Source organism: Pseudomonas multiresinivorans (genome assembly GCF_012971725.1).
GTDB classification, from domain to species: domain Bacteria; phylum Pseudomonadota; class Gammaproteobacteria; order Pseudomonadales; family Pseudomonadaceae; genus Pseudomonas; species Pseudomonas multiresinivorans.
Map to the genome: position 1 here is coordinate 2,650,675 of NZ_CP048833.1, position 26,902 is coordinate 2,677,576.

16 protein-coding genes are annotated in these 26,902 nt (G+C 64.3%); 9 read left to right on the forward strand and 7 right to left on the reverse strand.

Annotated elements, in window-relative coordinates:
* Nucleotides 1-61 precede the first annotated feature (61 nt).
* Nucleotides 62-5,815, forward strand: a complete 5,754-nt coding sequence (locus tag G4G71_RS12345) for a YadA-like family protein (RefSeq protein WP_169937994.1) — start codon at nt 62-64, stop codon at nt 5,813-5,815.
* Between the two features lie 50 nt (nt 5,816-5,865).
* Nucleotides 5,866-6,306: an outer membrane protein assembly factor BamE gene (locus G4G71_RS12350; protein WP_169937996.1), complete on the forward strand. Its 441-nt coding sequence runs from the start codon at nt 5,866-5,868 to the stop codon at nt 6,304-6,306.
* Nucleotides 6,307-6,621: 315 nt separating this feature from the next.
* Here the strand turns inward: G4G71_RS12350 and G4G71_RS12355 are convergent, their stop codons facing one another.
* The 7 genes from G4G71_RS12355 to G4G71_RS12385 all read right to left on the reverse strand — a co-directional run bounded on the left by G4G71_RS12355 (nt 6,622) and on the right by G4G71_RS12385 (nt 15,230).
* Nucleotides 6,622-8,220, reverse strand: a complete 1,599-nt coding sequence (locus tag G4G71_RS12355) for an arylsulfatase (protein WP_138526222.1) — start codon at nt 8,218-8,220, stop codon at nt 6,622-6,624.
* A 42-nt stretch (nt 8,221-8,262) separates the two neighbouring features.
* Nucleotides 8,263-9,165 (reverse strand): SDR family oxidoreductase, encoded by a 903-nt coding sequence (locus G4G71_RS12360; protein ID WP_169937998.1) that lies wholly within the window; start codon nt 9,163-9,165, stop codon nt 8,263-8,265.
* Complete coding sequence (locus G4G71_RS12365; protein ID WP_138526224.1) at nt 9,162-9,602, reverse strand: acyl-CoA thioesterase; 441 nt, start codon at nt 9,600-9,602, stop codon at nt 9,162-9,164. The genes G4G71_RS12360 and G4G71_RS12365 overlap by 4 nt, the downstream gene beginning before the upstream one ends.
* A 4-nt stretch (nt 9,603-9,606) precedes the next feature.
* A complete protein-coding gene (hisD, locus tag G4G71_RS12370) occupies nt 9,607-10,890 on the reverse strand; it encodes a histidinol dehydrogenase (protein WP_169938000.1) in 1,284 nt (427 codons plus the stop codon).
* A 30-nt stretch (nt 10,891-10,920) separates the two neighbouring features.
* Nucleotides 10,921-12,225, reverse strand: coding sequence for an MFS transporter (locus tag G4G71_RS12375; protein WP_169938002.1), 1,305 nt, complete (start codon nt 12,223-12,225; stop codon nt 10,921-10,923).
* A 55-nt stretch (nt 12,226-12,280) separates the two neighbouring features.
* Nucleotides 12,281-13,303 carry a LacI family DNA-binding transcriptional regulator gene (locus G4G71_RS12380; RefSeq protein ID WP_138526227.1) on the reverse strand — a complete coding sequence of 341 codons (1,023 nt, stop codon included), beginning with the start codon at nt 13,301-13,303 and terminating at the stop codon, nt 12,281-12,283.
* Between the two features lie 133 nt (nt 13,304-13,436).
* Nucleotides 13,437-15,230: an acyl-CoA dehydrogenase gene (locus G4G71_RS12385; protein ID WP_169938003.1), complete on the reverse strand. Its 1,794-nt coding sequence runs from the start codon at nt 15,228-15,230 to the stop codon at nt 13,437-13,439.
* 257 nt (nt 15,231-15,487) lie between these two features.
* On the opposite strand from G4G71_RS12385, the gene G4G71_RS12390 reads away from it, so the two are divergent.
* The 7 genes from G4G71_RS12390 (at nt 15,488) to G4G71_RS12420 (ending at nt 26,894) form a co-directional block, all read left to right on the forward strand.
* A complete protein-coding gene (locus G4G71_RS12390) occupies nt 15,488-18,145 on the forward strand; it encodes a winged helix-turn-helix domain-containing protein (protein ID WP_169938006.1) in 2,658 nt (885 codons plus the stop codon).
* 251 nt (nt 18,146-18,396) lie between these two features.
* Nucleotides 18,397-19,539: an acyl-CoA dehydrogenase family protein gene (locus tag G4G71_RS12395; RefSeq protein WP_138526229.1), complete on the forward strand. Its 1,143-nt coding sequence runs from the start codon at nt 18,397-18,399 to the stop codon at nt 19,537-19,539.
* Between the two features lie 31 nt (nt 19,540-19,570).
* Nucleotides 19,571-20,716 carry an acyl-CoA dehydrogenase family protein gene (locus G4G71_RS12400; protein ID WP_138526264.1) on the forward strand — a complete coding sequence of 382 codons (1,146 nt, stop codon included), beginning with the start codon at nt 19,571-19,573 and terminating at the stop codon, nt 20,714-20,716.
* 56 nt (nt 20,717-20,772) lie between these two features.
* Nucleotides 20,773-22,593: an SDR family oxidoreductase gene (locus tag G4G71_RS30320; protein ID WP_138526230.1), complete on the forward strand. Its 1,821-nt coding sequence runs from the start codon at nt 20,773-20,775 to the stop codon at nt 22,591-22,593.
* 85 nt (nt 22,594-22,678) lie between these two features.
* Entirely contained in the window at nt 22,679-23,791 is a 1,113-nt protein-coding gene (locus tag G4G71_RS12410; protein ID WP_138526231.1) for a thiolase C-terminal domain-containing protein, read from the forward strand.
* A 77-nt stretch (nt 23,792-23,868) separates the two neighbouring features.
* Nucleotides 23,869-25,566: an AMP-binding protein gene (locus G4G71_RS12415; protein ID WP_169938008.1), complete on the forward strand. Its 1,698-nt coding sequence runs from the start codon at nt 23,869-23,871 to the stop codon at nt 25,564-25,566.
* 149 nt (nt 25,567-25,715) lie between these two features.
* Nucleotides 25,716-26,894, forward strand: coding sequence for a lipid-transfer protein (locus G4G71_RS12420; protein WP_138526233.1), 1,179 nt, complete (start codon nt 25,716-25,718; stop codon nt 26,892-26,894).
* Nucleotides 26,895-26,902 lie beyond the last annotated feature (8 nt).

Consider the following 26,902-nt stretch of genomic DNA (forward strand, 5'->3'; position numbering starts at 1 on the left):
CCCCAGATTCCCTTTTCCCTAATGAAATCCGGCCCTCGTGGGTCGGGCGGAGTTTTTCGCCATGAACAAAGTCTATCGGTTGGTCTGGAACGCCACGCTCAACGCGTGGGTGGCAGCAAGTGAAATCGCCAAGTCGCACCGCAAGGGTGGCGGCCTGGCGGGCCGAGTGGCCGCCGCTGTTACGGCAGTAGTGCTGGGGCTATCGGGAGGAGAGGCCATGGCCTACACCGTGGACCCCAGTTCCGTGGTGAACCTGGGGGCTGTGGCAGACGATGGCGGAAACTCGAAGAATACCGCGTTGGGTAGTGGTGCCGTAGCGAATGCGGCCGGGGCCGGTGGAAGTACTGCTGTTGGCAGCGCTGCTAGCGCTACCGGACTCAACTCGACGGCAGTTGGTCAGAAGAGCTCCGCAGTAGGTGCGAGCTCGGTAGCGATCGGCGACTCTGCAGTCGTGAGCAATCAGTTGGGAGTCGCAATTGGCGCCTTGTCCAACGTCAGTGCCGACTACGCAATTGCCATTGGCGACGCGGCTTCCGCGAGCTCGGCTTTCTCCATCGCGATGGGTTGGCATGCAATAACCGGCGCGAGTCTGATCTCTGGCAGCAGTGGCCAGGGTGCAATTGCGATTGGCGATAGCGCGAAGGCTGCAGGCGATGGTGCTGTCACGCTCGGCTACAACGCTTCCAGTGCAGACAGTGGCGCAGCTGCAGTGGGCTACGGTGCCAACGCTGGCGCAAGTTATTCGAGTGCATTCGGATCAACCGCGCAGGCAACCAATGGCGATGCTACAGCGCTTGGTGCAGGTGCCAACGCAACAGGGGCCGCTGCAACCGCCGTCGGTCGAATTGCCAAGGCCGGCGGTAACGCTTCGGTGGCAATTGGCTACGGACCGAGTGCTTCGGGGTATACATCATTCGCGGGCGGTACGCAGAGCAATGCGTCAGGGGACTACTCCAACGCTTTGGGTTACCTTGCGCAAAGTACCGCTAGCGGCTCGATTGCAGTGGGTACCAAAGCCAATGCTGCCGGGACCAATTCAGTGGCACTCGGCCGTGTGGCTTCCGCTAGCGTGGATTCTGGCATAGCGCTGGGCGCATCCTCAGTCGCCAGCACAGCTTCGGGGGTAGCAGGGTACGTGCCCGTCGGTGCGAACGCAGCGCAGTCTGCAGCGATCAATTCGACAAAGAGCACCTATGGCTCTGCGTCGGTGGGCGACGCTGCCAGCAATGTATACCGCCAGATTAATGGTGTGGCTGCCGGTACGCAGAACAGCGACGCAGTCAACGTGGCCCAGCTGAAAGCTGTGCCGATAGCGCACTACTACAGCGTCAATGACAGCGGCACTGCGGGTAGCAACTACAACAACGATGGCGCCTCGGGAGTCAACGCGCTCGCGGCTGGCATCGGAGCGACGGCAACTGGTTCCAGTGGCCTTGCCATGGGCAACTCAGCAAAGTCCACCAACAACGACACCATTGCAATAGGGCACAACGCTGTAGCGTCGAGCGCGAACCCGGCGCATTCCGACATGGTCGCCATAGGCCTGAGTGCCAATGCCTCCAGCGATCATGCCCTGGCTATCGGTACCTCTGCATCCGCGACGAGCAACAACACAACTGCAGTGGGCGTGTCCGCCCTGGCGAGTGGGCCTGCAGCTACGGCATTGGGGCATTCCAGTAGTGCCAGTGGCTCCTACAGCACGGCAATCGGCTCGGGTGCCAATGCGTCCAAGGGCAGCGCGGTCGCTATCGGCTACGGATCGAAAGGGGCCGGCGACAATTCCGCAGCGATTGGTTATCAGGCTGCAACGTCGGCGACCAATGCCCTTGCCATTGGTAACAGCGCTAATGCGCAGACCGGGGCGACCAGTGGCATTGCCATTGGTAATGCGGCGATGGTTTCCGGTGGAGCCGTCAATGCGGTCGCCCTGGGTAGCGGAGCAACAACTTCCGCTGTTGATGGGGTCGCCCTTGGCGCGGGCTCGGTGGCCAGCACTGCTGCCGGTGTGTCGGGGTACGACCCGTCAACCAAATTGGCATCCAGCGATACCAGCGCTACCTGGAAAAGTACGCTTGGCGCAGTCAGCGTGGGCGACGCATCTAAAGGCAAAACTCGCCAGATCACCGGTGTTGCTGCCGGCCTGGTGGGCTCGGACGCTGTCAACGTGGCCCAGTTGATGGGCGCCACAGCCGATGCAGTGATGTACGACGACAGCACTCATAACACCATTACCCTCGGCGGCGACACTTACGACAACAGCACCCACTCCGGCGGTACCTCCATCACCAACGTGGCCAACGGTGTGAAGGACAGCGATGCGGTCAACGTCTCGCAACTTAACGACCTGGCCAATACTCCGATCACCTTCATCGGCAATACCGGCTCAGTGGATAAGAAACTGGGCGAAGCGTTCGTTATTCAGGGCGCTGCCACTACTGCAGGTTCTTACTCGGGTGCCAACCTGAAGACCGAAGTGGATGCCAACGGCAACCTGCAACTGCAGATAGCCGACAACGCTGTTTTCGACTCGGTGACCACCGGCAATACCACCATCAGCAACGACGGTCTGACCATCGTCGGTGGCCCGAGCGTGACCACCGTTGGAGTCGACGCCGGCGGCCTGAAGATCACCAACGTGGCGCCAGGAGATGTCAACGCCGGATCCACTGACGCGATCAATGGCTCTCAGTTGAATGCGACCAACCAACAGGTGGATCAGAACACCACCGACATCAGCAACGTCACCACCAACATCAACAACGGCACAATTGGTCCGGTGCAGCGCACGGGCACGGACCAGCTTTCGCTGATTGCGGCCGGTGGCGATGCCTCGGCACCGGGCGTCGCGCAGGTGTTGAACAACGTGGCGGACGGGGCAATCAACTCGGTCTCCACCGACGCGATCAATGGCTCGCAACTGTATGACTTGGCCAGCTCCACGGCCAACGCGTTGGGCGGTGGTTCTGCGGTCAACGCGGATGGTTCGATCTCGGCTCCGACCTACTTCGTGGATGGCACGACCATAAATAATGTCGGTGACGCGATCACCAACATTGATGGTCGTGTAACGCAGAACACCATCAACATCACCGCTCTGCAGCAGGATGCGCTGCAGTGGAACGGCAGCCTGGGAGCCTACGACGCCAGCCATGGCACCGCTGATCCGCAGAAGATCACCAACGTTGCCGCGGGCGAGCTGAGTGACACCAGTACCGACGCGGTAAATGGCTCGCAGCTGTACGCGACCAACCAGCAGGTGAACCAGAACACCACGGATATAAGCAACGTCACCAACAGCATCAACAACATCAACAATGGGGTGGCCGGCCCGGTGCAGCGCACGGGTACGGACCAGCTTTCGCTGATTGCGGCCGGTGGCGATGCCTACGCGCCGGGTGCCGCTCAAGTGCTGACCAACGTGGCGGCGGGTGCGATCACTGACACCTCCACGGATGCGATCAATGGTTCGCAGCTGTTCGCGACCAATCAGCAGGTGGACGCCAATACCACGAACATCTCCAACCTCGATGGTCGTGTGACCAACGTGGAAGGTGACGTCACTACGTTGCAAGGCGATGTGACCAACCTGGGTGATCATGTCGAGAACATCTACAACACCGGCACCAAGTACTTCCACGCCAACTCCACGGGTACCGATTCGATGGCCTCGGGTGTGGATTCAGTGGCCATTGGCATGGGCGCGATTGCCAGCCACGACGGCAGCATCGCTCTGGGCGCCGGTTCCATTGCGGACGGCAGCACCCTGGATAGCGAAGCCTACCTGGTGGGAGGCAAGGCGAGCGGCGAGGTCAACATCGGCGAGCGGCGTATCACCGGCCTCTCGGCGGGGGCGGAAGACGCCGATGCTGTCAACGTGGCCCAGTTGAAAGCCATCACTTCCAGTTCGGTAGCCGATGCGGTGATGTACGACAACAGCACCCACAACAGCATCACCCTGGGTGGCGACAGCTATGACAACAGCACGCACATCGGTGGCACCACCATCACCAACCTGGCCAATGGGATGAACGACAGCGACGCGGTGAATGTGTCTCAGCTCAACGAGACCAATACCCAGGTCGCCAACATCGATAACCGCGTGACCAATGTGGAGGGTGATGTCACCACGCTGCAAGGCGATGTGACCAACCTCGGTGACCACGTCGAGAACATCTACAACACCGGCACCAAATACTTCCACGCCAACTCCACCGGCACCGACTCAGTGGCCTCGGGAGTGGACTCGGTAGCCATCGGAATGGGAGCGGTTGCCAGCCATGACGGCAGCATCGCGCTGGGGGCGGGCTCCGTTGCCGACGGCAGCACCCTTGGGAACCAGGCCTACCTGGTGGGCGGTACCGCTACTGGCGAAGTCAACGTCGGCGGGCGTCGTGTGACCGGTCTGTCGGCCGGTGCAGAGGATACCGATGCGGTCAACGTTGCCCAGCTCAAACAGGTCTCCGGGGCGGCCACCGAGGGGGCGGTCAAGTACGACCTGAATGGCGATGGCACCATCAACTACAACAGCGTGACGATGGGTGGCAGCACCTACAACAGCGTGACCAGAACCGGCGGCACCAAGATCACCAACGTGGCGCGCGGCGTTGATGACAGCGACGCGGTGAACATGTCCCAGCTTAACGAGACCAACGCTCAGGTCACCAATATCGACGGTCGCGTCACCACCATCGAGGGCAGCATCACCAACATCAACAATGGCGGCGGCATCAAGTACTTCCACGCCAACTCGGCCAAGGCCGACTCGGTTGCCAGTGGTGCCGATTCCATCGCCATCGGTCCGAATGCCCAAGCCAGTGGCAAGGGTTCCATCGCCATGGGTGACGGTGCCAGTGCCACGGCGGATGGCAGCGTGGCCATGGGGCAGGGCGCCAGCGACAACGGCCGCGGTGCGGAAAGCTACACCGGCAAGTACTCCAACGCGGCCAACGCCAGCGTCGGTACCGTCTCCGTGGGCAACGCTGCTACAGGTGAAACCCGCACGATCAGCAACGTCGCCGATGGCAAGGAGGCCACTGACGCCGTCAATCTGCGTCAGCTCGACGGCGCCGTGGCGGAGTCCAAGCAATACACCGACGACTCCATCCACAACGTCAACACCGAGATCGCCAATGTCACCACTAATGTCAGCAACCTCGACAACCGGGTGACCAAGGTCGAAGGCGATGTGACCAACGTGCAGAACGGCACCGACGGCATGTTCCAGGTGAACAACACCAGCCGGCTGCCCAAGCCGAAGGCAACCGGCAGCGATTCGGTCGCCGGGGGCGCAGGCGCCGAAGCGGTGGCTGACAACAGTACCGCCATTGGCTCCAACGCCAAGGCCAAGGGACGCAACTCGGTTGCCATCGGCGCCAATTCGGTGGCCCAGCGCGACAACAGCGTTTCGGTGGGCAGCGTCGGTGCGGAACGGCAGATCACCAACGTGGCTGCCGGCAGCGCCGATACCGATGCGGTGAACGTTGCCCAGTTGAACAAAAGTGTCGGTGACATCACCAGCAACACCAACGCTTACACCGACTCGGTGGCACGGGGCCTGCGCAAGGATATCGACGAGCTGGACAACGACCTCAGCGCCGGCATCGCCGGAGCCATGGCCATGGCCAGCCTGCCGCAACCCTACAGCCCGGGGGCCAGCATGGCGGCGGCCGGCGCAGGTACCTATCGGGGCCAAGGTGCGGTGGCGGTGGGTGTCTCGCGCATTTCCGACAATGGCAAGTGGGTGACCAAGCTGCAAGGCAGCACCACCACCCAGGGCGATGTCGGGGTATCGGTCGGCGTCGGTTACCAATGGTGAGTTTTCACTTCCAAGCCCGGCTTCGGCCGGGCCTGCCTCAGGAAATCAACATGAATACTTTCAATGCCACCGCCGTACGCACCCTGGTCATGACTTGCGCCGGCCTGCTACTCGGCGCCTGCGGCTCCTTCAGTCAGGTAGACGATCAGGGCCACAGCGCCGCGCCCAGGTTCCCATCTGTCAGCGAGTCCTACCGCCCACAAGGCAGCTACGCGGATCTTGAAAATCTGTCGAAGATCCAGCCGGGCATGAGCAAGGGGCAACTTTACGAGTTGCTCGGTGCGCCGCATTTCAGAGAAGGACTGCTCGGTGTTCGCGAGTGGGACTACATCTTCCGCTTCCGACGTTCCGGCCTGGCTGACCAGGTATGCCAATACAAGGTGCTGTTCGACAAGGAGATGCAGGCGCAGAGCTTCCTGTTCTCGCCGGCCGATTGTCTTGATCAGCTGAAACCGGTCGTCGGGTCTGTGGCGCCACACTCAGATCGATAGCGCGAAGACTTCAGCCGTGCTTCTCAAGGCGTGCTCTATCCAGAGTACCGATGGCCGTACACCGACAACGAGTACGGCCAATGGTCCCGTAAGCCTCTCAGGTGTCTATCGGCAGTATTAATCGTCATTCAGAGTCCAGTTGCTGGGTACCACTCAATATCTGCTTCTGACTGATGGCTGCCGCTGAACGGCGACAGCCATCACACCAAACCTGTGAGAGGTAGCGGAAGGCCGCCGTGGCTTGGGTATTTTTGAGAGCCTGGCTCCCACTAGCATTGGCGGTGTATCGCTGCTGGAGTGGCTTCCTATGTCGATTCATGGGGCCTTCTTCTGTGCCTGCAACGTCTCCTGAACCAGATTAGAGCGATCGAACGATCGGGGAGATTGCACGGGTGGATAGTCAATCAGCGTCTTCAGGTGCGCGCTGACCAGTTCGCCCATCGGGCCAGCGATCCAGGAGGACTTCTGGATCAGGTGGCCATAGGAGTCCTTGCTGTCGTAGCTCTCGAAGGGGTCGCTGCGCAGGTTGAACATCAGCGGAGCGAAACGCGGCAACACCGGGGCGTAGTAATCCTCCTTGGTGGAGAAGTGCAGCTTCCACGGCCCCATCCTCACCGCGGTCAGCTTGCCTTCGATGTAGTAGAGGATGCTGGTGCGCTTGCTGTCCGGCGACTTGCCGGTCCAGTAGTCGAGGTTGTCGATGCCATCGATGTACTGTTTTTTCTCGGTCTTCATTCGTTCAACCACATCGGGCACGCCGGCGATACTGGCAAAGGTGGTGAACATGTCCTGGTGTGCCTGGATGCCATGGAGGATCTGCCCTGGCTTCACCACACCTGGCCAGCGCAGCATGGAAGGCACACGGACGCCGCCCTCGTAGGTGGTCATCTTCTCGCCGCGGAACGGTGTGGTCGCGCCATCCGGCCAGGACGAGTGCTCGGGGCCATTGTCGGTGGAATACCAGACAACAGTGCTGTCCTCCAGGCCGTTTGCCTTGAGGAAGTCGAGTACCTGGCCGATGTCGTGATCATGCTGAAGCATGCCGCTGCCCTGGGCATCCTCTTCGTGAGTGTACTTGGCCGCAGCGTGGCGCCATTGCTCGTTGAGATGCGTATAGAGGTGCATACGGCTGGTGTTGAGCCAGACGAAGAATGGCTTGTCGTCCTTCTGCGCCTTGCGCATGAACTCGATTGCCCGAGGAATCACCTCGCCGCCGTCGAAATCTTCCATGCGTGCCATGGTCAGCGGTCCAGTGTCCTCGATGGTCTGTTTGCCAACACGACCGAATCGCGGGTCTACCGTCGGATCGTCCTTGTCGCTGGCAAAGGTGTGGAGAACGCCACGGGTCTGGAACTTCTTCGCGAAGGCTTCCGGTCCGCCGGGATAAGTGCTGGCGAAGTTCTGGTAGTCGACATACTCGCGCTGCTCCTCGGTATTGAGGTGGTACAGGTTGCCGTAGAACTCGTCGAAGCCATGCACCGTGGGTAGGTTGGGGTTGTTGTCGCCCAGGTGGTTCTTGCCGAACTGGCCAGTGCGATAGCCGACCTGTTTCAGGACTTCCGCAAGGCTCGGCGAGGCCGCCTGCAGGCCGAGCTTGTCGCCCGGTTGCCCCACGGTGGTCATGCCGGAGCGGATGGGGTACTGCCCGGTAATGAAGGCCGCGCGGCCGGCAGTACAGGAAGGCTGCCCGTAATGGTCGGTGAAACGGATGCCGGCCATGCCGATGCTGTCGATGTTCGGCGTGGTATAGCCCATGGTGCCCATGCCGTAGGCGCTCACGTTCTGCCAGCCGATGTCGTCGCCCCAGATCACCAGGATGTTGGGCTTGGCCGGCCCGGCCTGGGCCAGGGAACTCGCCAGTAGAGTTGCGCAGACGCTCAGTAGGGTAATCAGCCACTTGATGGGATGAATCATGATCAGCCTCGTTATTGTTCTGGAGTTGAATGGAACGATGTTTCAGCTGCGCAGGGACTCGACCAACTGGCGGCGTAGCTCCGGGTGCTCGGCGAAGGGGTCGGGCGGGTTACGCTGCTCGACGATGGCTTCAAGGCGGGCGCGCACCGCCCCCATGGCATGTGGGTGCGAGTAGATGTAGAAATCGCGACGGCCGATGGCCTCGAAGGTCAGCCTGGCAATCTGCTCGGCACTTACCCGCCCGGCGCCGGTGGCCTTGCGGTTCTGCTCCATGGCGGCCAGCTGGGAACGGGTGGGTGCCGTGGCATCGCTGAGCTCGTTGGGTCGGTTGCGGGCGGACTGGCTGATACCGGTCGGTACGAAGTAGGGGCACAACACCGAGCAATGAACCTGATCGCCGACCAGGGCGAGATCGTGATAAAGCGTCTCGCTGAGCGATACCACCGCATGCTTGCTCAGGTTGTAGACGCCCTGGGCCGGCGCATTGAGCAAGCCGGCCATCGAGGCACTGTTGACGATATGCGCCTCGTAGGCCGCGTCGGAGGCAGCTGCCGCCAGCATCAAAGGGGTGAAGATGCGTACTGCATGGATCACGCTGCGGACGTTCACACCCAGCACCCAGTCCCAGTCCTTCTCGCTGTTCTCCCAGACCAGGCCGCCGACCAGCACTCCGGCATTGTTGAACAACAAGTGGACCGCGCCGAACTCGGCCAGCGCGCCGTCAGCCAGGGCCTGAACCTGATCGGCACGGGAAACATCCGTGCGCAGGCCGATGACACTGGCTCCGCGCTCCCGCAGTTCGGTGACCGTTGCATCGAGCGCATCGGCCTGGATGTCGGCCAGTACCAGCTTCATGCCCAGCTCGAAGCCTCTCTCGGCAAAAGCCTTGCCCAGCCCTGATGCTGCTCCGGTGATCACCGCCACGCGCCCCTCGAAGTCGATCATGGCGCCACCTGGATGCTTTCCAGGGCCTGGCGCAGCGCCACCGGCAGCGCTACCGGACGCCGCGTCACACGGTCGACGTAGACGTGCACGAAATGCCCCTGTGCCGACGCGTCGCTATTGTCATTGGCGAACAGGCCAACCTCGTAGCGCACGCTCGAGGTGCCCAGGTGCGTGACCCGCAGGCCGGCCCGCACCAGATCGGGGAAGGCGATGGAGGAGAAGTAGCTGCAGGTGGTTTCGACCACTAGACCAACCGTTGGGCTCTCGACGAAGTCCAGCAGGTCGCGCTCCAGCAGCCAGCCATTCACCACGGTGTCGAACCAGCTGTAGTAGACGACGTTGTTGACGTGGGCATAGACGTCGTTGTCCATCCAGCGCGTGGTGATGTCGCGGAAATAGCGGTAGTCAGTGCGCTCATTCGGTGTGGGTTTGCCCATGGCATCAGGCCTCCTGCTTCAGGCGGCGCACGCGGATGTCCGCCTGCTCCTTGTGCCCGGACATGTGCTCGTAGCCGCAAAGGCGCGAGCAGTATTCGCCGACCATCACGCTTGCTGCGTCGGTGAGCACCCGCTGGTAGGTATGGGTCTTGATGAACTTGCCGACCCACAGCCCGCCGGTGTAGCGCCCGGCCCCCATGGTCGGCAGTGTATGGTTGGTGCCGATCACCTTGTCGCCGTAGCTGACATTGGTGCGGTGGCCGAGGAACAGCGCGCCGTAGCGGGTCATGCGGGCGTGATACCAGTCCGGGTCGCGGGTCATCACCTGTACATGTTCCGAGCACAGGCGCTCGGCGACCTCCAGGGCTTCCTCGTCGCTGTCGCACAGATGGATCTCGCCGAAATCGCGCCAGGCCACGCTGGCGATCGGCGCGGTGTCCAAGCGCGACAGTACCTTCTCAATGGCGGCCGGCAGTTCCTCGGCGATCTGCCGGCTGGTCGTGATGCAGTAGGCCGGTGAGGTTGGGCCGTGCTCGGCCTGGCCCAGCAGGTCAACGGCGACCAGTTCGGCGTCGACACTGTCGTCGCAGATCACCAGGGTCTCGGTCGGGCCGGCGAACAGGTCGATGCCGACGCGCCCGAACAATTGGCGCTTGGCTTCGGCGACATAGGCGTTGCCGGGGCCGACCAGCATGTCCACCGGCTCGATGCTTTCAGTGCCGATGGCCATCGCCGCTACAGCCTGTACGCCACCCAGGCAGTAGATCTCGTCCGCGCCCGCGAGGTGCATGGCTGCGACGATCTCGGGGCAGGGCTGGCCTTCGAACGGCGGCGCACAGGCGATCACGCGCTTCACCCCGGCCACCTTGGCCGTCAGCACGCTCATGTGCGCGCTGGCGATCAGCGGGTACTTGCCGCCGGGGATGTAGCAGCCCACCGAGTTGACCGGGATGTTGCGATGGCCGAGCACCACGCCCGGCAGAGTTTCCACCTCGACATCGTGCAGAGAGTCCTTCTGCACCTGGGCGAAACGGCGGATCTGCGCCTGGGCGAAGCGGATGTCCTCGAGCGTCTGCTGCGGCAGGCCGGCGATGCAGGCGGCGATCTGCTCCGGCGTCAGGCGGAAGCTGCTCGGCGTCCAGCGGTCGAACTTGCCGGAATAGTCGCGCACCGCTGCGTCGCCGCGCGCCTCGATGTCGGCGAGGATGGCTTCGACGGTGCTGCGCACCTGTGCCTGGTCGGAGGCCTTGGCCTGGGCCGACTGGCCTTTCTTGAGTTGTTGGATCATTTAGGGCTCCTATGGGCAGTGGTCGCCGCCTCAGGCGGCGCGAAGAGGGATGGCGGCCGGTCGCACAACCGTCAGGACGATGCAGGTGGCCAGCAGGTAGAGCCCCATCACGAACAGCAGGCTGTAGCTGGTGCCGCCGCTGGCGGTATTCAGGGCGGTAGTGATCGGCGGGCTAATGGCGCCGCCCAGGTTGCCGATGCTGCTGATCAGGGCGATGCCGGCAGCTACCGAGGCGCGCGGCAGGTACTCGGATGCGAGGGCGAAGAACACCGGCGTGACCGCGGCGATCCCCAGGATCGCCAGGCACAGGCCGGCCAGGGAGATGCCCAGCTGACCCTGGCCAAGGGTGATGACGAGCAGGCCGGTCATGGCCGTCAGCGCCCCGAAGCCGAAGTGCCAGCGCCGTTCGCGGTGGCGATCCGAGCTGCGGCCGAGCAGCAGCACCCCAGCGATGGCGAAGAGTTGTGGAACGGTGGCGTACACGCCGATCTGCAAGACGTCGGAGACGCCCCAACTGCGAATCAGGGTCGGGGTCCAGAACACCATGCTGTAGGTACCGGCGACCATCAGCAGATAGACCAGCGACAACGCCCAGACCTTGAAATCGCCTAGAAGGCCAAGCAACGAGCCATGGCGAGCGCTGCCTGGTGCCTCGGCCTGCTCGTCGAACTGCTGGCGCAGCCGGGCCTTTTCATCAGCGCTCAGCCAGTTGGCCTGTTCGGGGCGGTCGACCAGCACGTACCAGGCCAGCAGGCCGAGCAGCGGGGCAGGCAGACCCTGCAGGAGGAACAGCCACTGCCAGCCATGCCAATCGTTGGTGCCGTGCAGGTACTTCATGATGGCGCCCGACAACGGGCCGGCAACCAGCGCGGCGATGATGGCGCCAAGCAGGAACACGGCGATCATCCGCGCACGCCGTGCCGGCGGGTACCAGTAGGTCAGATAGAGAAGGGCGCCCGGGGTAAAGCCGGCTTCGAACGCGCCCAGGAGGAAGCGCAGGACGTAGAACTGCAAGGGTGTGCGCACGAACATCATCGCCATCGCCACCAAACCCCAGCAGACCATGATGCGCAGGAGCGTGCGGCGCACGCCGACCCGTTCCAGCATCAGGTTGCTCGGTACCTCGAACAGCAGGTAGCCGATGAAGAACACCCCGGCGCCCATGGCATAGACGGTATCGCTGAATGCCAGCGTTTCCTTCATCTGCAACTGCGCGTAGCCGACGTTGATCCGGTCTAGGAAGGCCACCACGTAAGCCACCAGCAGCAGCGGCATAATCCGCCAGCTGATCTTCAGGTACATCGCGTTGTCGTCCTGGGACACTTGTGTGTTCATGCCTGTCTCCTTGTTGTCGTTGTTGGGTAGGCGTGACGGGAAATGCGATGAAGCTTCAGGCGCTGGAGCGCAGTACCAGGCGCCCTGGCACCTCGCGCAGCGCATCGGTGAGGCTGCCGTTGGGGCGCCCTGTGCCGAGCAGCTCGATGGCGCAATCGATCATCCTGTCCAGCGGCTGGTGCACCGTGGTCAGTGAGTGCTCCGGATAGGCCGCGTCGCGGATGTCATCGAAACCGACCAGCGCCACGTCCTCCGGGACCCGCAGGGATGTGTTCTGGCGAACGTGGGCGAGTACGCCGAGGGCCATCACGTCGTTGGCGCAGAACACCGCGTCGATGGCGGGCGCGGTTTTGCTGAAAAGCTGGCCGGCGGCTTGTCGTGCGCCGTCGTACGTGTAGCCACCCGCAATGCAGGCAACGAGCTGTTGGCCGTGCTCCGCGAGGCCCTGCTTGAACCCGTACAGGCGGTCGGTGGTGGTGGAAATTCCAGGGTCACCGGAGACGAATGCGCAGGCTCGGCGACCGCTGCCGGCCAGGTAAACGGCGACTTCGCGGCCCATGCGCTGGTTGTCACAGCAGACCGACCAGACGCTCGGGTCTTCCACACGCCGGTTGAGGAACACCACCGCGATGCCTTGTTGCGCGCAGAGTTCGGACATGCGCGAGGAGAGCTTCGCGGCGGTCACCACGATGGCGTCGACCTGGTACTGCAGGAGTTGCGGCATCGACTGGTCGGCATCGCCGCCCGGCGGCACGACGAACATCAGCAACTGCCGGCCTTCCTGGCGCAGGCGCAGGGCAAAGGTTTCAAGTAGTGCCGGGTAGAAAGGATTGCCCAGACTGCCGATCACCAGCGCGACGATGCCAGTCTTGCGCCGGTTCAAGGAGCGAGCGATGGCGTTAGGTCGATAGCCCAGCTCATCGGCGATGGCGAGGATTCGCCCGCGTAGTTCAGGCGATATCCGCGAGTGTTCGTCGAATGCGCGCGTGATGGTGGAGGTCGCCACGCCCAGGCGCACGGCGAGGTCTTTGGCGGTGGTCCGCGTGGTCGCGGAAGGGGGCGGGGTGACGCGCGACATGAGCGATTCCAGTGGCCGTGCAACCGTGTGCACACATGGCCTGGATGCTACCCGCGCCCTTCGGGGGACGAGACCTCCCCCCTATGAGGGGGGAAGCCATGCAGCGACCGCAAGGCGGGTTTCAGGTAGCGGATCAGAAGCTCTCGTCGTCCATCTCCAGTGCCGACTCGCCGCCGTCGGTGAGCACCCGCGCCAGACCGTCCGCCGTGGGTAGCAGGTGGCAGGCATAGAACTGCGCCGTGTGCAGCTTGGCGCGATAGAACGCGGGATCGCCCGTGCCGTCCTGCAGGCGCTGCCAGGCCACAAGGGCTGAACTGGCCAGTTGCCAACCACCAGCTACCAGACCGAACAGTTGCAGGAAAGGCACTGCGCCGAGGGCAATCTCGCGTGGTTGCTGGTCGTGGCGCTGGACGATGCAGGACACGCCACGCTCCAGGGCGTCCAGCGCCAGGTCGAGCGCATGGCCGATCGGCTCCAGGGCGTCCTCGCTGCGCGGCAGGCGACGGGCGCAATCGCGCATCCGAGCAATCAGCGCCAGTGCCGCGACACCGCGATCCCGTGCGATCTTGCGGCCGACCAGGTCATTGGCCTGGATGCCGGTGGTGCCTTCGTAGATCGTTGTGATGCGGGCATCGCGTAGGTGCTGGGCTGCGCCGGTTTCCTCGATGAAGCCCATGCCACCATGGATCTGCACGCCCAGCGAGGCGATGTCGATGGCGTTCTCCGTGCTCCAGGCTTTGACCACCGGGATCAGCAAGTCGACGAAGGCCTGCTGTTCCCGGCGCACCTCCGGATCCGGGTGGCCGCTGGCGACGTCCATCGCCAGAGCGACCTCGTAGCCCAGTGCACGCATCGCTTCGACGCGGGATTTCATCGACAGCAGCATGCGGCGCACATCCGGATGGCGGAGGATTGCGACCTTCTCGCGGCTCGCACTGCCCAGTTCGCCACCCTGGCGGCGCTCGCGGGCATAGGCCAGGGCGCGCTGATAGGCCCGCTCCGAGAGACCAATGCCCTCGATGCCGACCGAGAACCGCGCAGCGTTCATCATGCTGAACATGTATTCCAGGCCGCGGTTTTCCTCGCCTACCAGCCAGCCGACGGCACCGTCGCGGTCGCCGAAGGCGAGGACTGCGGTGGGGCTGCCATGGATGCCGAGCTTGTGCTCGATGGACACGCAGCGCACATCGTTGCGCGCATCCGGCTTGCCCGAGGCGTCGAGCAGCACCTTCGGTACTAGGAATAGCGAAATGCCCTTGACCCCCTCGGGCGCACCAGGAACCCGTGCCAGGACCAGGTGCACGATGTTCTCGGTGAGATCGTGCTCGCCGTAGGTAATGAAGATCTTCTGGCCGAAGACCCGATAGGTGCCGTCGCCGTTGCGTTCGGCACGACTGCGCACGGCGGCGAGGTCGGAACCGGCCTGCGGCTCGGTCAGGTTCATGGTGCCGGTCCACTCGCCGCTGATCAGCTTCGGCAGCCAGGTTTCCTTGAGTGCAGCGCTGCCGTGCAGTTCGACGGCCTCGATGGCGCCGCGGGTGAGCATCGGGCAGAGGCCGAAAGCGACGTTGGCGGCGTTCCACATTTCCTCCACCGCTGCCGACAGCAGCCGGGCGATACCCTGGCCACCGAACTCCGGCGAGCAGGAGAGGGCATTCCAACCGCCTTCGACAAATTGCTCGTAGGCATGCTTCCAGCCATCGGCGGTGCGCACGGCCCCGTCATTCCAGCGCGCACCCTGGCGGTCACCGACACTGTTGAGCGGCGCCAGAACACCACTGGCGAAGCGCCCGGCCTCGGCCAGAATGGCCTGGGCTAGGTCGCTGCCGATCTCTTCCTGGCCAGGCAGCGCCTGGAGGCGTGCGAGCAGGCCGAGATCGTCGAGGATGAATTGCATGTCGCGCAGGGGGGCTGAGTACTCGCTCATGGTGGGACTCCGGGGGATAAGGTGGCCGGAATTGAATCCCAATCCATCGCCCGACGGCCCCCACCCCGCTGGGGTGGGCTCATTGGTCGGATCGCCTATCGCCTGGTGTGGCGCAGCGGGTAATGTCTCTCCCCGTAGCGAGGGGGGTGTGCTTTGCGCGGAGGGGGGGCAATATCGATCCCGGTACACCCGAGGCTCCTCGCGTCCATGATGCCGGGCAACGGCGCGCCAGTTATGCAGAAAGGCCAAGAATAACAATGCATCCAGACAAACTGCTCGTGACCACCAAGCTGGCGCCGCCGCGCGTCAGTCCTAACGCCATCACCCGCCAACGCCTGCTGGAACAACTGCAGCGCATGGAGCATTGCACCGTCGGTGTGGTCATCGGCGGTCCCGGCTTCGGCAAGACCACCCTGCTGGTGCAGTGGCGGCAGACCATGCTCAAGGCGCGCGCCGAGGTGGCCTGGTTGACGCTCAGCACCGAAGACCGCCACCTGGCTTCCTTTTTCGTCTACCTGCGTGCGGCGCTGAACCACCTCGGTATTGCCCTGGAAAACGACATTCCGCTGGAAGGTGCCAGTGGCGAGTCCCTCGATGGCCTGGTTGCAAGCATCGTCGAAGGCGCCGCAGCAGTCAGCAAGCAGCTTTACCTGGTGCTGGACGACTACCACCTGGTGAGCGACTCGCGTGCCCATCGCCTCGTCCAGCGCCTGCTGGACCATTGCCCGCAGAACCTGCATTTCATCATTGCCTCGCGCGCCGACCCGCCCTTGAGCCTGAGCCGCCTGCGCCTGCAGGACCAGGTGCTGGAGCTGGATTGCGCGGGCCTGCCGTTCGACCTCGCGGAAACCCGCAGCTTCCTCGAAACCAACCTGCCGTCGCTCAAGTTGAGCAGCGAAGAGTCCCACCTGATCCAGGACCTCACCAGTGGCTGGCCCGCCAGCCTGCAACTGATAGTGCTCCTGCTGCGCGCCCGCCCGGAGGCACGCAACAGCCTGCGCGACCTGGGCTGGATGTCCGATGACCTGCAGACCTACCTGGCCGAAGACGTGATGGTGCATTTGCCTCCCGAGCTGGCCGGCTTCATGGAACGGGTCAGCTTGTGCCGGCGTTTCAATGCATCGCTGGCAGCGCACCTGACCGGCCACGACAATGCAGGCGAACTGCTGGCGCGAATGGAGGAAGAGAACCTGCTGGTGTTCCGCATCGTCGGTGACGACCGCCAGCCGTGGTACCGCTTCCACCCCCTGTTCGGTGAATTCCTCGCCGCGCGCCTGGAGCGCCGCGATCCCACCCTGGTCAATGACCTGCATCGTCGCGCTGCACGCTGGTTCGCTGAGCGCAAGCTGCTGGCCGAGGGACTGCGACATGCGACCGAGAGCGGTGATCTGGAGTTCGCAGCCGAAGTGGTGGAGCGCTCGGCGCCCACCAGTTGGGGCCTGGACCAGGTCGGGCCGTTGCTGCGCCTGCTCGACCGATTGCCCCAGGAAACCCTGTTCAGCCACCCGCGGCTGTTCTTCCGTGGCTGCCTGGCCTATGCGTTGACCGCCCGCCCGGCCAAGGCCGAGTCCTGGCTCGAGGAGTACAAGCGCAGCGGGGCCAGCCAGGAAGGAGACTTGCTCCAGCACTTGCGCCTGGTCCAGGCGTCCATCGCCATTCAACGTGATCGCACGGATCAGATCGTCTCGGTTCTGGAGGGGGCTGAGCGCTTCGACGACGATTACTCGGTGGTCCGCTATGGCCCTTCGGCGTTGCTGGCCATCGCCTACGCGGCGGAGGGCCGGCACATCGACGCCTTGCGCTACCTGGACGAACACCCCATCGCCGAGGCCGACCGAAACGATGAGATGGCCCTGGTGGTCGAGGGTGCCCGTACGCTCTGCCACCTGCTGGAAGGGCGCATGGCGGATGCCCTGCGCGTCGGCCAGGACCTGTTCTCCCGATCGGTGTCCGCCCATGGCCACCGGTCCGCCAGCGCTTACCTGTGTGCGGCCTCGCTGGCCGTGGTGTACTGCGAACTCGACCGCATCGACGAAGCGCGCGAAGTACTCGCCAACCGCGTTGGCCTTCTGCAGTGGGCAATGCCCGACACCATGATCCGCGGCACTATTTGCCGCGCCCGTCTGGACCTCCTGCAGGAATCCGCGGTGGCTGCCCTGGCGTTCCTGGAGCGCCAGGAACGGCATTTCCGCAGCATCGGCCTGGAGCGCGGAATTGCCCACAGCCTGGCCGAGCAGCTGCGTATCCGTCTGCTGGAGGGTGACGGCGATGGTGCACAAGCCTGCTTCTCCCGCCTGGAACCGCTGGAAATCACGCATCAGGGCGAGAGGGGCTTCCTCAGCGAAATCCCCATGCTGGTGCAACTGTCGCGCGGGCGCCTGGCACTGGCCGCTGGCGAGCACGAACTGGCGCAGACGGCACTGGAGGCGGTGCGCGAGTACGCCCAGGCCCTGGGGCGTGGTCAGCTGGAAGTCACTGCATTGTTGCTGATGGCATTGGGGCGCAGCGCACAACGCCAGCAAGTGGCAGCCGAGTCCCTGCTGGTCGAGGCGCTGCAACTGGGGCGGCGTGGCGGGCTAGTGAGGACCTTCGTCGATGAAGGGGCCGGGGTGGTCAAGCTGCTCTCCACCCAGCGTGCCCGGCAGTCCTCCCAGGGCGATGTAACTGCATACCTGGACGACCTGCTGGCGCGTTTCCGCCGTGAGGAGGTGACCGATCGCGCCTCGCTGTCGCCCCGGGAGCTGGCGATCATCCAGCTGGTGGCTCAGGCGATGTCGAACAAGCGTATCGCCCTGACCTTGAACATTTCCCAGGAAACGGTGAAGTGGAACCTGAAGAACGTCTACGCCAAGCTTGGGGTTTCCAGCCGTTATGACGCCATGTCCTGGGCGCGCAAGCATGGCCTGATCCGCTGAGATCAATGGCCCCACCGGGTATGCGAGCGGTGCGTGGCCGCTTGATACCCGGTGGTCCATCGTAGCCGCAGCATAAAGCCTTCTTGTCCACCGTTCGCCCCTTGTATCGAGGGGGCTCGCCCGAGTCTTCGTCACCCCCCCTCGAAGTGAGGGTGGGGGAGGGGGTACAACCCCTCCGGCCCCGCACCTATCGTCACCTCAAGCCAGCCGCGCCCAGCGCAGCCCCATATCGGCACCGAGGAGACGCCCGCATGATCCCCCGCACGTTGTTCGAGCACGAGCACGAAGAGTTCCGCAACACCGTCCGCCGCTTCCTGGCCGACGAGTGCGTGCCGCACCATGAATACTGGGAGGAGCAGCACCGTGTTCCCCGTGAGATCTGGTCGCGCGCTGGCGAGCTGGGCATGCTCAACGCCACCACGCCGGAGGCCTACGGTGGGCTGGGTCTGGACCGGCGCTTCTCGATGATCGCGGTCGAAGAGGTGGCCCGCGCTGGCACGTCGGGGCTGAACGGCTTCAACGTGCACGATATCGTCGCCGGCTACTTCATCAACTTCGGCACCGAAGAGCAGAAGCATCGGTGGTTGCCGTCCATGGCCACCGGCGAAGTGATCTCCGCCGTAGCGATGACCGAGCCGAATACCGGCTCTGACCTGCAGGCGGTGAAGACCCGCGCGGTGCTGGACGGTGACGAATACGTCATCAACGGCGCCAAGACTTTCATCTCCAACGGTACCAACTGCGATGTGATCGTGGTCGTCGCCCGCACCGGCGACAGCGGCAAGGGCTCCCGCGACCTGTCGCTGATCCTGGTCGAGGCTGAGCGCGCTGGCGTGGTCAAGTCCAAGCCGCTGCGCAAGGTCGGCCTGCACGCCCAGGACACCACCATGGTGTTCTTCGAGGACGTCCGGGTGCCCAAGGACGCGATCCTCGGCGGCGTGCCGGGCCAGGGTTTCATCCAGCTCATGAAGGAACTGGCCTGGGAGCGCCTGAGCATCGGCATCCTCGGTATCGCCGCGAGCCAGGCCGTGCTGGAGCAGACCGTCGATTACACCCGCGGTCGCTCGGTATTCGGCAAGCCGATCATTGACTTCCAGAATTCGCGCTTCCGCCTCGCCGACCTGAAGACCGAGATCGCCATTGGCCAGGCTTACGTCGACCGCTGCATGGAGCTGTGCCTGCGGCACGAGCTCAGCAGCGAGGCGGCAGCCGCCGCCAAGCTCTGGGGCACCGAACTGTATTCGAAGGTGGTCGACCAGTGCCTGCAACTGCATGGCGGCAATGGCTACATGCTCGAGTACCCGGTGGCACGCCACTACCTCGACAGCCGCGTCAACCGCATCTACGGCGGCGCCAACGACATCATGCGCGAACTCGTCGCGCGAACCCTTTAAGCCTGCCGTTAGGAGTCCACCGATGAGCCCATTGATCCCGCGCACCCTGTTCGAGCAGGAGCACGAGGCCTTCCGCGACACGGTACGGCGCTTCCTTACCGAGGAGTGCGCGCCGCATCTTGAGCAGTGGGAGGAGCAGCATCGCGTGCCGCGCGCCATCTGGGAGCGCGCCGGCGAGCTGGGCATGCTCAATGCCACTACGCCCGAAGCCTATGGCGGCCTCGGCCTGGACCGGCTTTTCTCGATGATCGCCACCGAAGAAATCTATCGCGCCGGGCTGTGTTCCGGGCTGATCGGCTTCGGCGTGCACGATATCGTTGCCGGCTACGTGGTCAACTTCGGCAACGAGGAGCAGAAGCAGCGGTGGCTGCCGAGGATGGCCGCCGGTACCGCCATAGGCGCGGTAGCGATGACCGAGCCGAATACCGGCTCTGACCTGCAGGCGGTGAAGACCCGCGCAGTACTGGACGGTGATGAGTACGTCATCAACGGCGCCAAGACCTTCATCTCCAACGGCACCCAATGCGACCTCGTCGTCGTGGTGTGCAAGACCGGCGATACCGGCAAGGGCGCGCAGGACATCTCGCTGCTGCTGGTGGAAGACGGCCGCCCCGGATTCAGCAAGTCCAAGCCATTGCGCAAGGTCGGCCTGCACGCCCAGGACACCACCATGCTGTTCTTCGAGGATGTCCGCGTACCGAAGGAAAACCTGCTCGGTGGCATTCCCGGCCAGGGTTTCGTGCACCTGATGAAGGAACTGGCCTGGGAGCGCCTGTCCATTGCCATCAGCAGCATTGCAGGTGCCCAGGCAGTGCTCGAACAGACCCTCGACTACACCCGCGGCCGCACGGTGTTCGGCCAGCCGATCTTCGATTTCCAGAATACCCGCTTCCGTCTCGCCGACCTGCGCGCTGACCTGGCTCACGGGCAGGTCTATGTCGATCGCTGCATGGAGCTGTGCCTGCTGCACCAACTGACCCCGGACGCCGCAGCCTCGGCCAAGTTGTGGTGCTCGGAGCTGTACACCCGGGTGGTCGACCAGTGCCTGCAGCTACATGGCGGCAACGGCTACATGCTCGAGTACCCGGTGGCTCGCCACTACCTCGACCACCGCGTGCTGCGCATTGCCGGTGGCGCCAACGACATCATGCGTGAGCTGGTCGCACGCACTCTCTGATCCCCTGGCCCGGCCGGGAATAAACGACAAGAAAGAGCTATCCAAGGAGAACGAACGTGTCACAAGAACTGCGTTTCGACGGCAAAGTCGCCATCGTCACCGGCGCCGGCAATGGCCTCGGTCGTGCCCATGCGCTGCTGCTGGGCTCCCGCGGCGCCAAGGTCGTGGTCAACGATCTGGGCGTCACCACCGAAGGCGTGGGCAGCTCTTCCGCCGCAGCTGACGCGGTAGTGGAGGAAATCCGCGCCCTGGGCGGCGAGGCCGTGGCCGACTATCACTCGGTGACCGAGGGCGACAAGATCGTCGCCACCGCTCTGAAGGCGTTCGGCACCGTCGATATCCTGATCAATAACGCCGGCGTGCTGCGCGACACCTCGTTCCACAAGATGACCGAGGAGCAGTGGGACCTGATCCAGGCCGTGCACGTCAAGGGCGCCTTCCTACTGACCCACGCTGTGTGGCCGATCATGCGCGAGAAAGGCTACGGCCGTATCGTCATGACCTCCTCGGGCGCAGGGATCTTCGGCAACTTCGGCCAGTGCAACTACTCCACCGCCAAGGCGGGGCTGATCGGCTTCGCCAACTCTCTGGCCATCGAAGGCGCGAGCAAGAACATCCGCGTCAACACCATCGCCCCGATCGCCGCATCGCGCATGGTCATCGCCAGTGGCATCTTCACCGAGGAGATGCAGGCCAAGCTGCGCGTGGAGGACGTTGCGCCGCTGGTGGGTTGGCTGTGCCACGAGGATTGCCAGGACAGTGGCGAACTGATCGAAGTGGGTGGCGGCTTCCACGCCAAGTACCGCTGGGAACGTTCGCAAGGCCGCTTCCTGCACACCGACGGTCTCAGCCCGGAGCTGGTACGTGACAACTGGGAGCGCATCGGTCGCTTCGACGAGCACGCTGTGCACCCGGCGAACGGCGCGGAAAGCTTCAAGGAACTCTTCGAGCGCATGGACACGGCGGCCACCAAGGGCGGCAACCAATTCATCGACATGGAAGTGGCCGGCAAGGCCGTTTCCTACTTGGAAACCGAGTACGACCAGAACGACGCCGCGCTCTACGCGCTGGCCGTGGGCGCCGCCAAGGACCCGCTGGATCGCGCTGAACTGCGCTACGTCAACGAATTCGTCGGCGACGAGTTCCGCGTCCTGCCGACCATGGCCGTGCTGCCGGCCACTGAGGTGTTCCTGCGCGCCGCCAAGTCCGGCGAGCCGCAACTGGAGGGTCTCAACGTGCCGTTCGGCAAGGGGCTGCACGGCGAGCAGTACACCGTCATGTACCGCCCGCTGCCGCCGGCCGCCAAGCTCAAGCACACCATGCGCCTGAAGACCGCGATCGATAAAGGCAAGAGCACCGTCACCGTTCTGGCCATCGAGACCACCGACGAGCACGGCACGCCGCTGTTCTACAACGAGGTCACTGGTTTCTATCCGGGCGTACCGGGCGCCGGGTTGGCGAAGGTCGCCAGCGAAGAGGTCAACGTACCGCCGGCCCGTGAGCCCGACATCGTGCTGTCCGACAAGACCGAGGTGAACCAGGCGCTGCTGTACCGCCTGTGTGGTGACTGGAACCCGATGCACGTCGATCCGGATTACGCCGCCAAGGCGGGCTACGAGAAGCCGTTCCTGCACGGCCTGTGCACCTTCGGCTATCTCGGCCGCCACGTGATCAAGGCGTTCTGCGACAACGACTCGCGCCTGTTCAAGAGCGTGCGTGCGCGCTTCGCGGCCATCGTCATGCCTGGCGACACCCTGGAAACCCGCATGTGGCGCGAGTCGCCGACGCGGATCATTGTCGAGATGCGCGCCGTGGAACGTGACGTGGTGGTGCTGAAGAACGCCGCTGTCGAACTGTTCGAGCAGGTGCCGGCGTAACCGGCGATGGGGGGCACTGCGGTGCCCTCCATCGGCTTCGGACCGCCGCTCTGGCGGCGGTTCCCGTCTCAGGAGAGACCAACAGATGAATCGTCGCGTCAATGTGATTGGCGTTGGCTTGACCCCGTTCCGCCTGGCGGGCGCCAGTGGGGCCGGCGCGGACTCGGCCGTTGCGGTCGTGCGCCTGGCCCTGGCGGACGCGGGGATCGATTTCGCCCTGGTCGGCGCGCTTTACTGCGCTGCCGCCGGCGCGGCGCCCCATGCCGGGCAGGAAGCCTGGCGATCGCTGGGGCTGACCGGCATCCCCGTGTTCAACCTGCAAAGCGACGGCGCCGGGGGGGCCAGCGCATTGTTGCTGGCGCGCCAGGCGGTGGAGACAGGTGCGGCCGAATGCGTGCTGGTACTCGGCGTGGAGCCGGCCATGGCCCATGCCGCCAGCGCTGAAGTCGCCCTGGGCAATGCGCTGCATGGCGCTGCTGCCGAAGAGTACCTGGCGCGCTACGCTGCGCGCCGCGAAAGTCTGGCGATGCTGGCGGTGAAGGCCCGTGAGCACGCCGCTCGCAATCCCGACGCGCTGCTGCGCGCCCCCCTCAGCCTGGAGCAAGTCCTGCTCGAACCGCAGACTTTCGGCCCGCTCAGCGCCTCGCAGTGCTGCACTCCCGCCGAGGGCGCCGCCGCGGTGGTGCTGTGCTCCGACGCATTCGTCCGCAAGCGCGGCAACAAGCGCGCGGTGCGGATTATCGCCCAGGCGCAGTGCGGCGAACTGACGGCAGGGGCCTGTGGGGAGACGGCAATCCGTGCGGCAGGCTATGACATCGCCGCGACCGCCGCCCGCCTGGTCTATGAGCGCGCCGGCCTGGGGCCGGAGGAAATCGACCTGTGTGAACTTCAGGACGCCACCGGCAGCGCCGAGCTTCTGCTGTATGAGGCCCTGGGTTTCTGCCGCGAAGGTGACGCGGAGAAGCTCATCGAGGATGGCGACAACACCTATGGCGGCAATCTCGTGGTGAATCCGTCCGGCGGCTTGCTGGGCCGGGGGCATGCTCTGGGCGCCAGCGGGCTGGCACAATGCGTCGAGCTGGTCCGCCAACTGCGCGGTGCCGCCGATACCCGCCAGGTGCCGGGCGCGCGCTACGCGCTGCAGCACAGCCAGGGCGTGCAGGGCGACGCTGTGGTGACCCTCTATGCTCGCGACTGAGCGCGCTATCGGGAAGGACCGTCAAGAACAATAATCCGAAGGGCGCGCCTGCGCCCTCAAGTCCGTAGGACCCCGCAATGAACGATCAACAAGAAAAACCGACATTGCTACAGCGCTTCCTGCACTGGGAACGCCTTATGCCTGACGCCCCCTACCTGCACCAACCGCAAGGCCAGGGACACAATGAAAGCTACAGTTGGCACGCGGTAGGCGAACAGGCCCGGCGCATGGCCGCGTACCTGCAATCGCTGGATCTGCCCGCGCGCTCCAGCATCGCTATCCTCGGCAAGAACAGCGCGCACTGGATCATCGCCGACCTGGCGATCTGGATGGCCGGGCACGTCAGCGTTCCGCTGTACCCCTCAGCCAACCGCGATACCGTGGCATATGTACTGGAGCACGCCGAAGTGCGCCTGTTGTTCCTCGGCCACCTGGACGGCGGCGCCGCGGGCTGGGATAAACTGCGCGACAGCGTGCCGGCGAGCCTGCCGGTGATCGAATTGCCATTGCTGGCAATTGGCGAAGGGCAATCCTGGCAGTCCCTGATGGATACCTGGGAGCCGTTGCAGACGGTGGCGCAAACCCGGCGTGCTGACCTGGCCACCATCATCTACACCTCTGGCAGCACCGGTCGACCCAAGGGGGTGATGCACACCTTCGACAGCATGTGTTCCAGCTGCGAATCGACTGTTGGCATGTATGCAGGCGGAGCTGGCGTGGCGCCGACCGACCGGCTGCTGTCCTACCTGCCTCTGGCGCACACCGCCGAGCGCGCGGTGGTCGAAGCGCTGTCGTTGCTCAATGGCTGCCAAGTGTTCTTCAACGAAGGACTGGAGACCTTCGCCGACGACCTGCGCCGGGCGCGGCCGACCATCTTCATGTCGGTGCCGCGGCTGTGGGGCAAGTTCTACCACGGTATCAGCGAGCGCATTCCACAGTCAGTGCAGCAGGCTGCCTTCGCCGATCCGCAACGCAGCGAGGCGATGCGTCAGCAGATCCTCGGCGCGCTCGGACTGGACCAGGTGCATACCGCGCTGTCCGGCTCGGCGCCGCTGCCAGTCGCAGTGCTGGAGTGGTATCGCCAGCTCGGCCTGGAGCTGCTGGAGGGCTACGGCATGTCGGAGAACTTCGGTTGCTCCCACTTCAACCAGCCTGGCGAGGTACGTGTCGGCTACGTTGGTTCGAGTGTGCGCGACGTGCAGTGCAGGATCGCCGAGAACAACGAGATCCTGGTGAAGAGTCCAGGACAGATGCTCGGCTACTACAAGGAGCCGGAGCTGACCCGCGACAGCTACACCGAGGACGGTTTCTTCCGCACCGGTGACCGTGGCGAACTGGACGAAGCGGGACGCCTGCGCATCACCGGGCGGGTGAAGGAACTGTTCAAGACCGCCAAGGGTAAGTACGTGGCGCCTGTTCCGATCGAGGCACGCCTGGGCAACAACGAGCATGTGGAGGGTGCCTGTGTTACCGGCGTTGGTCTGGCGCAACCGGTGGCGCTGATCAATGTCTCGCCGGACACGCGTAACGCGCTGGCTGCCCCGGAACGGCGGGCGACTCTGGAAGCCGAGCTGGAAGCCTTCCTGGAATCGACCAACCAGCAGCTGGAAGCGCATGAGCGGCTGGCCTGCCTGGTTCTGGTAAGCGAACCCTGGAACGTCGACAACGGCCTGCTGACGCCGACCCTCAAGATCCGCCGCAACCTCATCGAAGAGCATTACCAGGCGCGCCTGGACGCCTGGTGTGCGAGCCGTCGCGCGGTAATCGTCGAGTAACTCCAGCCCCCTCTTGCCGGCCCTTGCGGGGCCGGCGAGCCCCTCGCCACTCCCCCTGACACGGGGGGCTCAGCGCCTTCCGTGATCCTCCCTACCATGCCGGTACAAGCAAGGCACGGTGAAACCGGGCCACCATGGGAGGAATGGAAATGACGAACAAAGTCGTGGTCGCCGGAGTCGGCATGATCCCCTTCACCAAGCCGGGGGCGAGCCTGAGCTACGACCTGATGGGCGCCCAGGCCGCGCGCCTGGCGCTGGAAGACGCGGGGGTGAAGTACAGTGCCATCCAGCAGGCCTATGCCGGCTACATCTACGGCGACTCCTGCTGCGGTCAGCGCGCGCTGTACCACGTCGGCCTGAGTGGCATCGCACTGTTCAACGTCAACAACAACTGCTCCAGTGGCTCGACCGCATTGTTCCTGGCTCGCCAGGCGATTCAGAGCGGCGCCATCGACGTGGCCCTGGTGCTGGGCTTCGAACAGATGAATCCAGGCGCGCTGAGCAGCCACTACAGCGACCGGCCGAACGCCGCCGACCCCTTCATCGAACGCTGCGACGCGCTTCTGGACGTCGCCGAGTTGCCCACCGCGTTGCGCATCTTCGGCGGTGCGGGGCTGGCTCACATGCAGCGCTTCGGCACGCCGCTGCAAAGTTTCGCGAAGATTCGCGCCAAGGCCAGCCGGCATGCCACGCGCAACCCGCTGGCGGTGTTCCGCAAGGAAGTCAGCCCCGAGGACGTGCTCAACGACCAACTGCTCTGGCCGGGCGTGATGACCCGCCTGATGGCCTGCCCGCCGACTTGCGGGGCCGCCGCCGCGGTGCTCTGCAGCGAGGACTACGCGCGCCGCCATGGTCTGGATGCGCGGGTCTGGATCGCCGCCCAGGCGATGACTACCGACGACGGCCGCAGTTTCGAGGAAGACCTGCGCTATGCCGCCGGCTACGGCATGGCTCTGAGCGCCTCGAAGCAGGTCTACGAGGCGGCCGGCATCGGCGCGGAAGACATCGACGTGGTCGAGTTGCACGACTGCTTCGCGCACAACGAACTGGTCACCTATGAAGGCCTCGGCCTGTGCCCCGAAGGTGGCGCAGCGAAGTTCATCGACGACGGCGACAACACCTACGGCGGCCGCTACGTGGTCAATCCGTCCGGTGGCCTGCTGTCGAAGGGTCATCCGATCGGCGCTACCGGCCTTGCCCAGTGCTACGAGCTGACCCAGCAACTGCGCGGCAATGCCGAGCAGCGCCAGGTCGAGGGCGCCCGCGTGGCACTCCAGCATAACGTCGGGATCGGCGGCGCCTGTGTCGTCACCCTGTACCGCAACTGAGGAGGCCG